The 15,775-nt window shown below is 51.2% G+C and carries 13 protein-coding genes; 6 read left to right on the plus strand and 7 right to left on the minus strand.

Translation table 11 applies throughout. The features are described 5' to 3' along the window. Positions 1-1,020, minus strand: a complete 1,020-nt coding sequence (locus J5A66_RS09820; RefSeq protein WP_211790413.1) for an efflux RND transporter periplasmic adaptor subunit — start codon at positions 1,018-1,020, stop codon at positions 1-3. A 171-nt stretch (positions 1,021-1,191) separates the two neighbouring features. Between J5A66_RS09820 and J5A66_RS09825 the strand changes: the two genes are divergently transcribed. From J5A66_RS09825 to tsf, 6 genes are all read left to right on the plus strand, one after another. After that, entirely contained in the window at positions 1,192-2,088 is an 897-nt protein-coding gene (locus tag J5A66_RS09825) for a helix-turn-helix domain-containing protein (protein ID WP_211790414.1), read from the plus strand. Between the two features lie 639 nt (positions 2,089-2,727). Continuing rightward, positions 2,728-4,164 carry a DUF5723 family protein gene (locus J5A66_RS09830; RefSeq protein ID WP_249109966.1) on the plus strand — a complete coding sequence of 479 codons (1,437 nt, stop codon included), beginning with the start codon at positions 2,728-2,730 and terminating at the stop codon, positions 4,162-4,164. A 418-nt stretch (positions 4,165-4,582) separates the two neighbouring features. Further along, the gene (gene rplM, locus J5A66_RS09835; RefSeq protein ID WP_211790415.1) at positions 4,583-5,044 is read left to right on the plus strand and encodes a 50S ribosomal protein L13; all 462 of its coding nucleotides are present in this window, start codon (positions 4,583-4,585) and stop codon (positions 5,042-5,044) included. 11 nt (positions 5,045-5,055) lie between these two features. Then, the gene (gene rpsI / locus J5A66_RS09840) at positions 5,056-5,442 is read left to right on the plus strand and encodes a 30S ribosomal protein S9 (protein ID WP_211790416.1); all 387 of its coding nucleotides are present in this window, start codon (positions 5,056-5,058) and stop codon (positions 5,440-5,442) included. A gap of 232 nt (positions 5,443-5,674) precedes the next feature. Beyond that, on the plus strand, positions 5,675-6,499 hold the full coding sequence (gene rpsB / locus J5A66_RS09845) for a 30S ribosomal protein S2 (RefSeq protein WP_211790417.1): 825 nt from the start codon (positions 5,675-5,677) through the stop codon (positions 6,497-6,499). A 100-nt stretch (positions 6,500-6,599) separates the two neighbouring features. Continuing rightward, on the plus strand, positions 6,600-7,592 hold the full coding sequence (tsf, locus tag J5A66_RS09850; protein WP_211790418.1) for a translation elongation factor Ts: 993 nt from the start codon (positions 6,600-6,602) through the stop codon (positions 7,590-7,592). 206 nt (positions 7,593-7,798) lie between these two features. On the opposite strand, the gene J5A66_RS09855 is transcribed toward tsf, so the two are convergent. The 6 genes from J5A66_RS09855 to J5A66_RS09880 form a co-directional block, all read right to left on the minus strand. After that, positions 7,799-8,686, minus strand: coding sequence for a carbohydrate kinase (locus tag J5A66_RS09855; protein ID WP_211790419.1), 888 nt, complete (start codon positions 8,684-8,686; stop codon positions 7,799-7,801). Between the two features lie 35 nt (positions 8,687-8,721). Further along, positions 8,722-10,464 carry a DUF4980 domain-containing protein gene (locus J5A66_RS09860; RefSeq protein ID WP_211790420.1) on the minus strand — a complete coding sequence of 581 codons (1,743 nt, stop codon included), beginning with the start codon at positions 10,462-10,464 and terminating at the stop codon, positions 8,722-8,724. A gap of 791 nt (positions 10,465-11,255) precedes the next feature. Continuing rightward, complete coding sequence (locus J5A66_RS09865; RefSeq protein WP_211790421.1) at positions 11,256-12,587, minus strand: Omp28-related outer membrane protein; 1,332 nt, start codon at positions 12,585-12,587, stop codon at positions 11,256-11,258. 24 nt (positions 12,588-12,611) lie between these two features. Beyond that, positions 12,612-13,292 carry a hypothetical protein gene (locus tag J5A66_RS09870; protein ID WP_211790422.1) on the minus strand — a complete coding sequence of 227 codons (681 nt, stop codon included), beginning with the start codon at positions 13,290-13,292 and terminating at the stop codon, positions 12,612-12,614. An 84-nt stretch (positions 13,293-13,376) separates the two neighbouring features. Beyond that, positions 13,377-14,168 (minus strand): Omp28 family outer membrane lipoprotein, encoded by a 792-nt coding sequence (locus J5A66_RS09875; protein WP_211790423.1) that lies wholly within the window; start codon positions 14,166-14,168, stop codon positions 13,377-13,379. A gap of 5 nt (positions 14,169-14,173) precedes the next feature. Then, complete coding sequence (locus J5A66_RS09880; RefSeq protein WP_211790424.1) at positions 14,174-15,760, minus strand: DUF6029 family protein; 1,587 nt, start codon at positions 15,758-15,760, stop codon at positions 14,174-14,176. Positions 15,761-15,775: the final 15 nt, after the last annotated feature.

The raw sequence follows: 15,775 nt of genomic DNA on the forward strand, positions 1-15,775 counted from the left end.
CTATTTTTCTTTTACGACTGAGCCTTCGCTCACCTTGTTTTGTCCGCTGACGATCACCCTATCGCCCACCGAAACTCCTGTCGACACTACGACACCACTATCGCAAACACCCGTTTGCACGATGTTTCGGCGATGCGCCTGGCCCGCTTCCACTACCCAAACAAAGGGCTTTTCCCCGTCGATGAGCACGGCCTGCTGAGGAATGACGATCCCTTTCCCGCTTTTCCGCTCTGCGATTTGTGCGCTACACACCATACCGGGCAGCAAAGCGTGGTCGGCATTATCTACACCCACCGTCACATCATAGGTATGACTAAGGATATTGGCCTGGATTCCTTTCTCGGTTACCCGGCCCAAAAAACGACGACCGTCCAGTGCCGACACCGTGAAAGGCACCTCTTCGCCCCGGCGAATGCCTGAAATCTCGTTTTCGGGAACCGATATTTTCACCTCTACCCTACCGAGCTTCACTAATTTAAAACAGCCTATTCCCGGGGCCATATTGTTGCCTACGTCCACCATTCTCTGCGAGATCAGCCCGTCGAAAGGTGCCCGCAGCTCACAGTCTTGCAGTGTTTTGCGTGTGATTCGCTCAGTGGCCTGCGCCTCGGCGAGCTTGGTTTGCACGTCTACATATCGTATTTCGGGCAGACTTCCTTTCTTATAAAGCAAGTCCATGCGTCGAAAAGCATCTTTGGCCTGCGCCAAAGCAGACAGCGATAGGTCGTGTGCACTCTTGGCAGAAGTATTGTCGAGCACGGCCAACAACTGTCCGCGGCGCACGGCCTGCCCCTCTTCCACCAGCACACGGGCCACCGTTCCCAGGGTGGCAAAGCTCAAGGTAGAACCATAACTCTCCTGAATCGTACCCACATACGTACGCATCTCGCCCACGTTTCCATCTTGCACCTCCATCGTCTGCACTGCAACGGGAGCCACTTTACCGTCTTCTTTCTTTCCCGTACAGCCTGCCATCCATGTCATGCAAGCCGCAACGGCGATGTATTTCACTCTCAACATATTTGTTATAAATGTTTGTTTGATGGTGCAAATTTACAGATATATCGCTCTCTCAACAAGGTCTAAACACGGCGAAGAGTGTTCTATTTTATAGATTTTCATAAAAATTCAAGCCAAAACAGGTAAAAGATGGGCTATAAAGTGGTAAATTTGCAAGAAAACAAACAAGTTATGGCGAACCGATTTCAACTTCCTTTCAGGTGTAAAGCTTTCGATAGCGACGTGGTGAACAAAGAGATGGAGGGCGATCTCATCTCCATTCACAAGATTTTGGCCCTGGTGTTGTGCACCGAGGGCAGCATTACGGCACAAATAGATAAGAACACATACCTTATTAATAAGGGCGATGTGCTCTTCATTTCCCCATCGATCTATGCCCATATCACGAGCATTAGTCCCGACCTTCGCGGCATCATCCTCTACGTCGACCACGATTTCATCATGTCGATTGTCAACCGTGCGATGGACATTCGTTCGGCTCTTCACTTCAGCGAGCATCCTTACATGTCGCTCACCGTGAGCCAGTTCGACATCGTGCGCAGCGAGATGCAGGCCCTGATGCAACGAGTGGAGAAAGAAAACGAGAGCGATGCGGGGGCAGCTCGTGGCATCGTGCTCTACGAACTGCTCGTTTCGATGTGCCAAACTCTCATCTACGAGCTCATCAACTTCTACCTCCAAGGCCACCATCTGCAACTGGGCGAGTGGAGCGGAAGCGATAAAATCGTGCAAAACTTCATCCTCGAGGTATACAACCACTACCGCAAGCATCGCGAAGTGGCTTTTTATGCCGACCTGCTTTGCGTCACTCCCAGCTATCTCTCCAACCTGGTGAAAGAGAAAACCGGTAAACCGGCCCTGCAATGGATTATCGACACCGTCATATCGGATGCCCGCCAGCTGTTGCTCTACACCGATATGCCCATCAAAGAAATCATTGTCACGCTGGGATTCTCCAACCAGTCGTTCTTCGGAAAGTATTTCAAGCAATATGTAGGCAAGTCGCCCAAACTGTTTCGACAAGAAGGCAGGCGGTCTTCCTCGGCTTTTCTGCACTTAAACGCCTAACTTTCCATCCACATACACACCAAGAAAAGAGGGCCTCTCGCCCTCTTTTCTTGTACCGCCGTAAACATCTGATTACCAATCGTTTACAAAACACGCTGCAAAAGCTAAGAAAACGCACGCCAAAAGCTTAGGAAATAAAATGCAAAAGCTAAGAGAATGCAAGGCGAAAGCTTAGCTTTTGAGGAGTAAGGAGAAAAGGAGTAAGTAGTAAGGAGAGGAGTAGTAAGAAGTAAGGAGGGAGGTAGTAAAGAGTAAAGAGGGGACAGTCCATCGGTTCGAGACCATCAACATCTCTGTAGAAATGGGGTTGACGGTTTCTTGATCAACATATCCCATCACGGGAATGTTAGCCAACAAGCTATGCGGTTGGCCTATTTCCTTTACCCATTTTATCAATAAACAATGAACCGTTCCTCATGAAAAACAGACCCTAACAGATCCCCGCCTCACCAACTTAGAGGGGGCCAGACTGAAGTTTTCTCTCTCATAACTCCTCTCTCAATGAGAGGATATCAAAAAAAGTGTTATCTTTGCACCGTATCTCTTACAGAAGAGACGCCTTAAAAGCTCCATCATCTACTGCCCTTCCGATGCAGAATACATGACAATGATACAATACCTTCCAAACAATTATTAACAATGAGAAAAACAATTATGCCAAAAATGGCGAGCCTGCGGGCTCTTTCTGCCCTCCTTCTGTGCTGGTGTGCAATGGGGGAAGCTGCGGCCCAGTTTGCCCGAAGCACCTATTTGATGGAGGCAACACCCTTCCGCCAACAACTCAATCCAGCTCTGACACCCGAGCAGGGCTATGTGAACGTGCCCGTTTTGGGCGGAATGAACGTCTCGGTGAACTCCAACGCTCTGGGAACGAAAGACGTCACGGAGGTGGTAAAGAACAGTTCGGATGCCGATTACTTCTTAAGCGACGACTTCATGGGCCGACTGAAGTCCTCGAACAACGTCCAACTCAACCTCAGCACCGACCTTCTGTCCCTGGGATGGTATAAAGGTCGCGGCTTCTGGACGACGAATGTATCTCTGAAAGTAGACGCCGGGGCCAGCATTCCGCAAGCGGCGTTCCAGCGTCTTAGGGATGCCCGAGGGATGAACCCACTCGGTTGGACCAACTATTCGATGAACCTGGGCGGCGAAAAGGCCCGCATCAACTCTTATATCGAGGCCGCCGTGGGCTACGCTCATCCACTCTTCGGCGATCGGCTCACGCTGGGCGGACGGGTAAAAGTGCTCTTCGGCGTGGCCAACATCGAGCTCGACGTGCGCCGATTAGAAGTGAACACCCGGCTAACGGGCTTCGGTACGCAGCAAGACTGGACAAAACTCACCACCGCCGAGCTGAAAGCCCTGCGCGGCGAGGCCGGAATCACGACGGATGCCACCCTCGAAGCCTCGATGAGAGGTTTCGAACTGAGCTACGACAACAAAGGACGGGTGGACGATGTGAAACGAAAAGGCTCGCTGGGCGTAGCCGGAATGGGGCTCGGAGTTGACCTCGGTGCGGCCTATCAACCCATCTCGGGACTGACGTTTTCGGCCTCGCTGCTCGACCTGGGCTTTATTTCGTGGAGCAAGTCGGCCTCGCACCGCGCCTCGTCGGCCCTCACACAGAAGTATGCCTTCGACGGATCACATCTCAATGAAGCCCGCGACTTCCAGCAACTCATGGCCAGTGGGGAACTGCTCAACTTCGATCTTCTGCAAATAAAACAAGAAGAGGCCCGCTCGCGCACCACCTCGCTCTATGCCACCCTCGTGCTTGGAGGCGAATATCGGTTGCTCGACAATCATCTTTCGCTGGGCTTGCTTTCCACCACCCGCTTCACACAGCCCAAAGCTCTCTCGGAGATCACACTCTCCTCGGCCTATAGCGTGAACCGCTTCCTGGGCTTCTCACTATCCTATTCGGTGATTCAGAGCGGCGGTTTGGGGCTGGGCGCCGGCCTCAAGCTCGGCCCTTTCACCCTGGCAACCGACTATATCTATTTCAATCAGAACAATCGCAGCCTCAACGCCCTCTTCGGCATCTCCATTCCTTTGGGTGCACGCAAGGGATAATGCCCTCCGAGGCGTCACGTCGAAGAAGCTTTCGACGTGCAGCGGCTTACTCACTGATTTTCAAACATTTATAAATGGCCTTGCAAAAGCTAAGCTCTTGCAGGCCATTTTCTTAGCTTTTGGCGTGCATTTTCTTAGCTTTTGCACGGCGTTTTCTTAGCTTTTGTCTTTCACTCGTTCTTTCCTTTCCATCTTTCTACTTAGTTAATGATTCTTAACGCTTGATCTCTCCTCTTCTCCTCGGGTTCGTTTTCCCATAGAAATACGTACCTTTGCAGTCCGATTATTATGGAGGTTAACTTAGGACCTCCGCGTACAGTTCGTGTTAATAGTCATATCTTTGGCCAGGTGTGACGGTTAGTGAATCGGCTGTCGAAGAAAAACGTTTTTTAGTAGTATTACAATTTTAAAATTGAAAATGGACACTTTAAGTTACAAGACTATTTCCGTGAATAAGGAAACAGCGAAGAAAGAGTGGGTCGTTATCGATGCGACAGACCAGGTAGTTGGTCGCCTGTGCTCTAAAGTAGCCAAGCTGATTCGCGGTAAGTACAAGCCAAGCTTCACACCTCACGTAGATTGTGGAGACAACGTTATTATCATCAATGCCGCTAAGGTGGTATTCAGCGGCAAGAAAGAAACCGACAAGGTTTATACACGTTATACCGGTTATCCCGGAGGTCAGCGTTTCAACACGCCTGCCGAACTTCGCAAGCGCAAAGGCGGCGTCGATCGCATCATCCGTCACGCCGTAAAAGGCATGCTTCCCAAAGGAATCCTGGGACGGCATCTTCTTAACAACCTCTATGTTTTTGAAGGCACCGAGCACGATAAAGCCGCTCAGAAGCCGAAAGCAATAGATATTAACCAGTATAAATAAATCAAGGAAAGATGGAAATCATAAATGCAATTGGCCGTCGGAAGAGTGCCGTGGCTCGTGTTTACCTCACAGAGGGCAGCGGCAAGATTACAATCAATAAGAAAGACCTGACGGAATATTTCCCTTCTGCTATTCTTCAGTATGTCGTTAAGCAGCCGCTCGAACTCTTAGAGGTGGCCGAGAAATACGACATCAAAGTCAATCTCGACGGCGGAGGCTACACCGGGCAGAGCCAAGCACTGCGCCTGGCCATCGCACGAGCACTGGTGAAGGTGAACGAAGAAGACAAAAAGAGCCTCAGAAGTCAGGGCTTCCTCACCCGCGACTCGCGCGTGGTGGAACGCAAAAAGCCGGGACGTCCCAAGGCTCGTCGCCGCTTCCAGTTCAGTAAGCGTTAAAAAGAGCGGGCGGAATGCACTCGTCTTCCCTCCTCAACACTGAACACGTTTAGCATCTAAACAGGCAAGACTTGGCCCTAAGCGCAAGCAAAGGGAACGGAGAAAAAGAACGTCTCAAAACAAGATAGACCATTTTCAGACCTCTCACGTTGATTCTCCTCCAATTACTTGGTTGTTGATTCTAAATCAAAAGAATTCAAAGGAAAGTAAACATTTAAAAGAAAAAAGAAACATGTCAAGAACAAATTTTGACCAATTGTTGCAGGCAGGCTGCCATTTCGGACACCTCCGCCGCAAGTGGAACCCCGCAATGGCTCCCTATATCTTCATGGAGCGCAACGGCATCCATATCATCGACCTCCACAAAACTGTAGCCAAGGTAGACGAAGCTGCAGAGGCTTTGAAGCAAATTGCTAAGTCGGGAAAGCGCATTTTGTTCGTCGCTACTAAAAAACAAGCTAAGGACATTGTAGCCGATAAGGCTTCCAGTGTAAACATGCCTTATGTAAACGAACGCTGGCCAGGCGGGATGTTGACCAACTTCCCCACCATTCGTAAGGCAGTGAAGAAAATGACGAACATCGACAAACTGATGAACGACGGTACGTTTGCCAATCTTTCGAAACGCGAACTGCTGCAAATCACCCGTCAACGCGCAAAACTGGAGAAGAACCTTGGTTCTATTTCCGACCTCACTCGCTTGCCGAGTGCTCTCTTCGTGGTAGACATTATGAAGGAAGCCATTGCCGTAAAAGAGGCCAAACGATTGGGCATCCCCGTGTTCGCTATCGTCGATACCAACTCCGATCCTCGCGACATCGACTTCATTATCCCCGCTAACGACGATGCAAAAGATAGCGTCGAGGTGATTCTCTCGGCCTGCTGCGCAGCCGTTGCCGAAGGTCTGGAAGAGCGTAAGGTGGAGAAGGCCGACGAAAAAGCCGCTGCCGAACAGGCTGAAGAGGCTGCCGAGGGTAAGAAACACCCGGCTCGTGCAGCCCGTAAAGAGGCCGCTCCTGCTGAAGAAAAGGCCGAAGAGGCTCCGGCAGCAGAGTAAAGACAGTATAAATGAAAGGTGGCGAAGGGGCCGTTGGATGGCCCTGACGCCGCTTTTCAATTGACATCATCAACCCACAAAAGACAAAAAAGAAAAGATTATGGCTGTTTCAATAGCTGATATACAGAAGCTCCGCAAACTGACCGGAGCGGGTTTGGCCGACTGCAAGAAGGCTCTTGCAGAGACAGATGGCGACATCGAGAAGGCCATCGAAATCATTCGGGAGAAAGGACAGGCAATTGCCGCGAAACGTTCGGACCGCGAAACATCGAACGGATGCGTGCTTGTAAAGGTAGACAACGGCTTCGGAGCCATCGTGGCCTTGAAGTGCGAAACCGATTTCGTGGCCAATGGTAAAGACTATATCCAACTTACACAGGACATTCTCGATGCTGCCGTTGCCGCAAAGGCTAAAAGCTTGGATGAGGTGAAAGAACTAACGCTGGCCGATGGCACGAAGGTGCAAGACGCGGTAGTGGCCCGTTCAGGTATCACCGGCGAGAAAATGGAACTCGACGGCTACAATTTCATCGAAGGAGAGAACCTTTACTCTTACAATCACATGAACAAAAACCTGCTCTGCACCTTGGTTCAGATGAACAAACCGGCAGAGGAGCAGGGCCATGCTGTAACGATGCAGATTGCAGCAATGAACCCTGTGGCGCTGGATGAGGCCAGTGTGCCCCAGGAAGTGAAAGAGAGCGAACTGAAAGTAGCCATTGAAAAAACCAAAGAAGAGCAGGTAGAAAAAGCTGTTCAGGCTGCTTTGAAGAAGGCTGGTTTCAACCTTTACATCGCAGAAAGCGAAGAACATATCGCAGAAGGCATTGCTAAGGGCAATATTACCGAAGCACAGGCCGACGAAATTCGTAAGATCAAAACCGAGACGGCTGAACAAAAGGCTGCCAGTCTGCCCGAAGCAATGATTCAAAACATTGCCAACGGCCGTATGGCAAAGTTCTTTAAGGAAAGCTGTCTGCTGAATCAGGAGTTCATTCAGGACTCGAAACTCAGCGTTTCCGACTATCTGAAAGCTGCAGATAAAGACCTTACGGTCGTTGCTTTCAAGCGTTTCACGCTGCGTGCGGAGTAATCAACGCCGTACAAAGCATAACGAAGAAGTCCTCAACGACTTCATTACGTAGACAAATTATAGAGGATGCATCCCGTTCTATGTGGATGCATCCTCTTCTTTTTCTCTCTCCTTTTATAGAAATCGCATTCTACTTGAAGGATTGTCTTTATTGACACTCGGAGCAAAACTGTTATTTTGATCTATAGACAAACCCGATCAGAAATCTAATGACCCATGATTCTGCTTGTGAATTCGGCAGGTAGGTGCGGCATAGCACCCTTCTGCGTGCAGACGTAAGCACTGGTATCTACGGCCAGGCGATGAGCCTCGGCGATGGGCATTCCACTCAACAGGCCGGCACAAAGACTGGCAGTGAACGAGTCTCCCGCACCAACGGTGTCTGCAACGTCCACCTTCGGCGTATCGATATACGACATCGCGCCCGGCGAAAAGACGTAACTGCCGTTCACACCGCAAGTGAGCACGAGCACGTCGAGGTTGTATTTGCCCAGAATAAGCCAGCATTTGTTAGTCATATCAAGCCCGGGATAACCGAAAAGCCTACCGATGGTAACGAGTTCCTCATCGTTAATCTTCAAGATGTCGCAGCGTTTGAGCGACTCGCGAATCACTTCCTCATTGTAGAAAGTCTGCCGAAGGTTGATATCGAAAATCTTCAGACAGTCTTTCGGCGTAGCATCGAGAAAACGATGGATCGTCTTCCGACTTACCCGATTGCGCTGAGCCAGCGATCCCCAGCAAACTGCGCGGCAATGACGGGCCACGTTTTCGAGTTCGGGTGTGAAGGGAATGTTATCCCAAGCCACACCTTCCTTGATCTCATAAGTAGGAACACCCTGCGCATCAAGCGTCACCTGAACCGTACCCGTTGGGAAAGGCACACGCGGAAGGAGATATTTCAACCCGCGAGCATCGAACTTTTCAACAATCTCATCGCCCAAAGCATCGTTGCCTAAGGCACTTACGGCCAGCGTTTCGAGTCCGAACTGACCGGCATGATAAGCAAAGTTGGCGGGCGCACCGCCGATTTTTCTTCCTTCGGGGAGCACATCCCAGAGTGCTTCACCCAGTCCGACAATCACTTGATTCATTGTTATTGCGTTTTTTTAGTTGTTTCCTGATTTCGTTATCTCAGTTCGTACACCTCCACATCGGCCTCATTACCACGGCCATTTTGCAGCAGGAGAGTGTTATAAGGCTGAGTGGGGAAGACGAGATGGGTGAGCGAGAGCCGGCCGTCGGCATCGAAAACCTCCACGCTACTCTTATCTACGAAGATGCGCAGGCCACTGATTTGTCCGCGCACCGGAGCCGTTGTCACCGCCTTAAAGGCATCGCTGAAGTCGGTTTCGCCGCTAAGTGTGCGATCTACCGAGAGCGTGGCTGCCGCCACATCATAGGTAAGAACCACCCTTTCGCCCTTTTCATTCTGTAAGGAGAGTCGTGTTTGCCCAGCTGCCGAGGGTTTTATGTTGACCAAAAGCTCATAGGCCCCCTTCTCGGCATCGAATGTTCTACGGGCCGCGGCCGACCGTTTGAGCAGCCTCCGGCCACGCAACGCCAGCAATTCTTTGGCCGGTGTACGCCCCACATAAGTCTTTCCGGCATGTTCAAACAAGTCGATATCGCACGGAACAGCATTGGCCGATCGATATTGCAGCGTCGGCACCAGGTTGGCATATTGCCAATTGCTCATCCAGGCCATCAAGATATGCCGTCCGTCGGGTGCATTGTCGAAGGTGATCGCCGCATAATGGTCTTTTCCATAGTCCATCCATTTCGTCTCGTCGGGCTGATCTTCGCACGTGAACCGGTGCCCATCAAACTGCCCGATGAAGTATTGCGTAGCGTTTCCGCCAAACGGACCGCCGGGATTGATGTTGCAAATCAGCATCCATTTCTCTTTGTTCGTTCCGCGCACGGGCAGTTTGATCAAGTCGGGACACTCCCAAACACCATCATGATTGCCCCATCCCTCGCCGAAAGCACTCTCGTATTGCCAGTCCTTCAGGTTGGAAGAAGAGTATATTCTCATCTCTTGTCCGGCCGCAAGGAGCATCACCCAGCGCGCCGTTTCCCGATGCCAGAACACGTGCGGATCGCGAAAGTCGGGCACATCGGCCGTCACCACCGGGTTGCCATCATACTTCACAAAAGAGGCTCCGTTGTCTTTGCTGTAGGCCATGCTCTGCATCTGACTCTCACCCGCCGAGGTATAAAACGCCACAACGGCCCCTTTGCCAAAACCAGCAGTATTCTCATGGTCCACAACAGCACAACCACTAAAAATCGTTCCCAATGCATCAGGGGCCAGGGTCATGCCTTTGTTCTCCCAGTGCACCAGGTCGCGACTCACCGAATGCCCCCAATGCATATTCTCCCACTGAGATCCGTAGGGGTTCCATTGGTAATAAAGGTGATAGAGACCATCTTTATAAAACAGTCCATTGGGATCGTTCATCCATCCGTATGCAGGCGTATGATGATAGATAGGCCTCCATTTCTCGCGATTGACCGTGTCGAAAGCGTCAGAAAGGCGGATGTGGCTCCAGCAGACATGGTCTTTCCAACTGCCATTCTTGTGCACATCGCCAGCTGCCTGCACATCTACTAAGACATGTTTACCGGCATATCGCGCCAAGTCTACAGGCACAAAATAGTCGATTTGGCCTACAGCCAGTCGCACATTCATCGCCTGCACGGTTTCATTTCCCACGATGATTCGCAGGCGACACAGTTCGGCCTTCTCTTCAACGGGCAGCAACAGAAAGCGTGTTGCCACGTTCTTGATTTCCACCAAACAGTGGTTCTTACTTAAAAACTTCATTTCCGTTTCGTTGTCGGCGAGCAATTGCAACGTGCCTGCCATCAGCCATCATGCCATTGCAGCTAAAAGCCTTAAAGAGTGATGTGCCATAAGGGTTATTTTCCTGAATGATGATTGTTGAGAGGAAGAGCAACCGGAATGCCTTGCTCGAGATTTCGTTTCTCCAAAGATAGGATGAAGAAAGAGAAACAACAACACCTCCCCACCCCATCTTTCTATTATTAAATATAATTAAGACTTTACATTCTTCCCCGAGTGGGCACTTTCTGCTACAGGGAAAACACCCAGTTATCACGATAACAACGGGCCCCCGTTCACCCTTTTGTAACTCCCTCATTATCAGATGTCTGCAAAACCGTTTTCCATCTCTTAGCTTTCGACTGCCCATCTCTTAGCTTTTGCCATGCGTTTTCTTAGCTTTTAAGTTGCAAAAGCTAAGAAAATGGAATGCTCTTTGTAACACCTGCTGAAAATATACCTCAAACACTTTTGCGTTCACTGCACGCATATAGATGACCGTATGCAGCCTTAGGTGGGGAATCCATCCAGATTCCTTTGTGCCAACAGCCCCATCGGGATTGTTGATTCACACGAACCGACGTATCTTTTCTCCTTATGAGGGAGGGTAGAACGCCTCCAAATCGACAGTTGCTGATGACTCGAACAAACGTATTGTCACCCTCCTTACTCCTTACTACTCTCCTCCTTACTACTCAAAATCCTTTCCGACATTCCCCAAGAGGAACAAAAAAGAGTAGAATCCCGAGGGATCCTACTCTTCATTCACACTTGTAGACAAGGGAGAAAGGAGAGAAGTGATGAGAAAGAGGAGGCTATTTCACCACTTGCTTCACCACTGTTCCATCGCTATATTTCACAATATTCACGCCCCGAACGGGAGCGGCGACACGGCGACCATCCAAGGTGTAGCGCGCCACTTCCATCGTTTGTTCCGACGACTCAGCCCTTTCGATGCCCGTTGTGCCGGCACTGGCGATGCTACATTTGGCCGCATTGACCACCTCTTTTGTGTCCGTATTGAGCAAAAACACGACCACCTGCAAGCGTTTCTTGTCCTGAATGAGCGAATAGCGGTGGATGTTGCGCAGCGTTGTGCGGTGTATCTGCGGTTCGTCGGCCTTTGCCGGTGTCGCCACAGAGCCCGCAATGCCCTTGTTTACCCCCTCGCCCATGATGGCAACATCGTTGTAGGTCACTCCTTTTACCACGCTTCCGGCCTTGACATAATAGTCCAAATAGTCGGAGATGCCCAGCAAATGGTTCAGTCCCGAGAGCGAATTGTTCTGATTCCAGCCGCTCGACGTACCTTTTAAGCCCGACGCTGTGAGCACATAGGCCAGCGCATAAGGCGTCGACGGGTTATCTATTCGGAACGTTGTAGTGGTAGTTACTTGAATGTTTTGCTGCTGTTCATCCCACGAGGCAGCCACTTCCAGGTCCATTTCAGCCCCCTTTTCTTTTTCGCTTCTAAACTGTTCTTCGCCCGTATAGCCGCTCACCTTGTCGCGCCGGTTAGCCAAAACAGTGGGCAATCCTCTCACGCCGAGGTAATAACCGCCGGCATAATCGGTGCAATACAAGGGGTCGGTGCTGGGATGAACGGCAATTCCGATGAAGTCTTCGGGGTGTTTGTGCGAGAGATATTCCATCACAGCCGTACCGCGAGGGCAGTGTGGACACCACGTTGCGGTGAAGTCTTCCATGAGAACCCGACGAACGGCCACGTGATTCACTGTCGTTCGGGTGAGCGTTGTACTGGTAACGCTCGCCCGATTGTCGTATCCGTTCACTCGGGTGATGGCAAACACAAGAGAAGAATTGCCTAATTGCCGACCGGCGGGGATGTGCATGGAGAGCGTTCCGGTGTCCATCCGCGGCAAAGGCTGATCCAGCACAACGTCTTTCTCTTCCAAGAGCGTGCCGTCTTCGGTGAGTGTATAGTGAAATTGGGTTACTTCCACTCCGCCGTAATTCACAAACGAGAACGTGGAAGTAGCGCCGCTGCCGCCCAAAGCCACAAAGACCCGCGGCCCGGCGATGGGTGCCAAATTCACATTAGAGGGATCTGGGGCAGCGTATAGTTGGTGTGAATCGATCAACAACAGCAACAACGCAAGCAGTCTAAAGAGGTATTTTTTCTTCATATCGATGGATGGCGTGTGTAAGGGTTAGGGCACTAAGTGTTTATAAGTGTCGATGGGACCACTGTTTCGGGCTTTCTGCACGATGTAAGTACCTTTTGGCAATCCTTGCAAAGAGGGCAAACGCCTGCCCACCGTCTGTCCTTGCAGCGTGAAGACGTTGTAGAACACGTCCTCATGACTGGCTACAGAGCGGATGGAAGTGGCGTTAGGGTCGAACACTAAGGTAATGCTGGCGTTGGGTTGCTGAGGTTTCCAGTCGCCACCTTGTTCTTTGGCGGTGAACAGTTGTAAGGTCACAACACTCCGTCCGCTACCGGTGGCAATGAATTCGATGTCCAACGGAGAATCTTTCCCTGCCCCGGGCTCTATTTTTCCGCCACTGGTGAGATAGTCGCCCACCGCCGGCCAGGGGTTGCACTCTTCGAGAAAGCACACCTGTAGATAGCCGTCCTGCTGCTCTTTGACCTGCCCCTTCAACAAACCGGACAAGGCCTCGCTATGCGTATTGCGCACCAAGATAGGGGCTTTGATGACCTGTCGCCCGAAGTCATCTTCTTCTAACTTGTGGAATGTCACAGTGGCATTGTCTGAAAAGACCTGTCCGTGAGCATCGACAAACACCAATCGATGGGCCTTTTCCTGTGCATACGCACTCACAAAGGTGCCAAACAGGAGGGCGAGAAAGAGAAAACGCGTTTTTTTCATTGTTCTGATGAATTGTATTGAATGTTCTGATACATTGGATTTTACGAAATCATACTTTTTAATGGGTGTGCTTCTGCCCGCTCATCACGGTGCCGACGTCACCCTGCAACGCTCTACTTGCAGCACACCGCTGGCATTATACACGAACGCCACTATCCAAGCGTGATGGGGAACACAGTCTGTCGGCAACACATACTGATGCTTCTGGGTGGCGAGGGTTTCTTTTTCAAGCGTCGTTTCCTGCCCCCAATCGCCGTTGATGGCGGCCCGAAGCACGTGGCGATGCAGGTAATGGCGGTCCACTTGATTGCCGGGCAATTGCTGAATGGCCTCCACACTATCCTCCACCAGCCATAGTTGAAGCCGTCCTTTCACCTCGGTAGAGAGGGCTTTCAGCTGTGTCTGAATGTCCACCGTCCGCGTATCGGCATGGTATTGACACGAAAGCGAGAGGCAGAGAGGCGTTTCTTGCTGGATCTCTTCATATACATAGCCCCCCCATTTGTCTCTGATGCTGGTGCTGCCTCTGCGATTAATGAGTGCATGCGGCAAGGCTCCGATGCCCCATCGCTGATAATAGCTATCGCCAAGAGTCGTTCGCAGTCCCCTCACTTTGGACGAAGGGAAGAGAGATAGGCTACCGGCATGAATGCTGACAGCCACCAACCGATCGGCGGTATAGATCTTTTGGAGAGCCGAAATCTCTTTGGCGGCCTGTGGACAGTTGAGACAAGCCTGCCCGGTAAACTCTTCAATGAGCACATTTCGCCGAACGGTGGCCGGAGAAACGTCTATCCATCGACGATCGGGAGCCACATTGTCACAGCCGACCAACAGAACGATGAGAGGAAGAAAGAAGAGGTAACGAAGATTCATTTGCACTAAAAATTATAATTATAAGACAGCGTCCAGCCCTTAGTGGCAGGGATGTGGCGACACACACCACCAGCGCAGTTATAGCCTTCTCGGGTTCTTCCATAACCGATTTGCAAGCGGTGGGCACCGGGCGTAAAGGTAACGAGAGCCTGATAATAGTGTATATGGGTGCGACCGCTGTTGTAAAGGTCGCTCAGAGTAAACATCCAGGCCGGTGCAAGCGAGCATTCTGCCAGAGCAAAAAGCCAATCCCGATCGCCATCTTTCGAGCGGAGATACTGCACCTCGGTGCGAAGAGCCGTCTTGGCACCGAACTTATGCTTTACATCGGCCACAAAAACATCCGACCGAAGCATGCCTCCTTCGCCCTCGATGGCCGTCCGGTTGTAGAGCTGATTCATGTACATGAAGTGCATTTTGGTGGTTGGGCAGAGCTGTTTTTCCACTTGTAGGTTCAAGTCTTGGTAGTAAGTGGAAGGACCCCAGGCCCAAAATGCCGACCCATAACCATCGGTTCCCTTACCGCCTTTGTCGTTTCGGCGGATAGAATGCACATGCGAGAAGTTGAGTTTCAGGCCCATGCCATAGCGTCCGCCCAGGGTCGAGCCTCTCGGCACTTTGTAACCCGCACTCGCCTGATAAGCCCATTCGCCGTCAGGCTGCGTGGCATAGGGATAGAGAGCGGCCAAAGCGTAGGTGTGTTCCTGAGTGAAAGCGGGTAGATGGTTGACAAACGAAGACGTGCCCGACAAGCTTCGCCCACTGCGGAAGCCCATGTTGACACTGCGTTTGGCCTGCAACAGCAAGCTCATTCCTCGACGGGAATACGACCCGGAGAGCATCGCAACATAACCATTTCGATAGATATAGCCATTGTCGAACGAGGGATCTTGGCTCTTCCAGGCATATTCCGCCAGCCAATTGAAGGCTCCGTGTTGCAGTTTCACCCGCACATCGAAGGCATTCACATACCGTGGAAGTCGCAATCGATGACTGGCGTCGGCCATGACCACCTCGTCTGCCTCATGTTTGTTGACGAACGATGCCCCCAACGTTAAGTAAGTTTGATGTGAAGACAAGCCTTTCAGCCACTCGTCGAGAGCCAACTCTACATCTCCGCCCGACACCAGCGAGGCATTATAGTGCCAATAGCGTCGTTGTTTGCCGCTCAACATCTTGAGACCAACCCCTTTCCAGGGTCGAAAAGATAAGCGTGCACCCCACAAAGCATTGTCTACGCCCAGACTACGCTCTTCGTACGTGCGCAACACAAAGCCCGAACCGAATTGCTCGTAGAAGCTTCCCAACGTCAGTTCCAGCGTTTGATACCGCCCTTTGACGTAATAATGCCGAATGCCCCAGCCTTTCAAGTCGTTCTCGAAGCCCGGCAACGGGTGTTGCATATACTCCATCCGCACGCCGGCATCTACATATCGACTGCTCGCAGTGAGATCTGCGTAGGTGTTGGTAAGGAAATCGCTCGACGGTCGTTGAGCCCCCGTCTTCTCATCGCTTTGCGGAAGGAGCACATCATTCTGAATACTACCCGTCAACCTGATCTTATCCCTTCCCTCGGGCTCTTCTGCAGCCATCGTCGTGCAGACAAA

This window comes from Prevotella sp. oral taxon 475 (assembly GCF_018127805.1).
In the GTDB taxonomy this organism is placed as follows: Bacteria; Bacteroidota; Bacteroidia; order Bacteroidales; family Bacteroidaceae; genus Prevotella.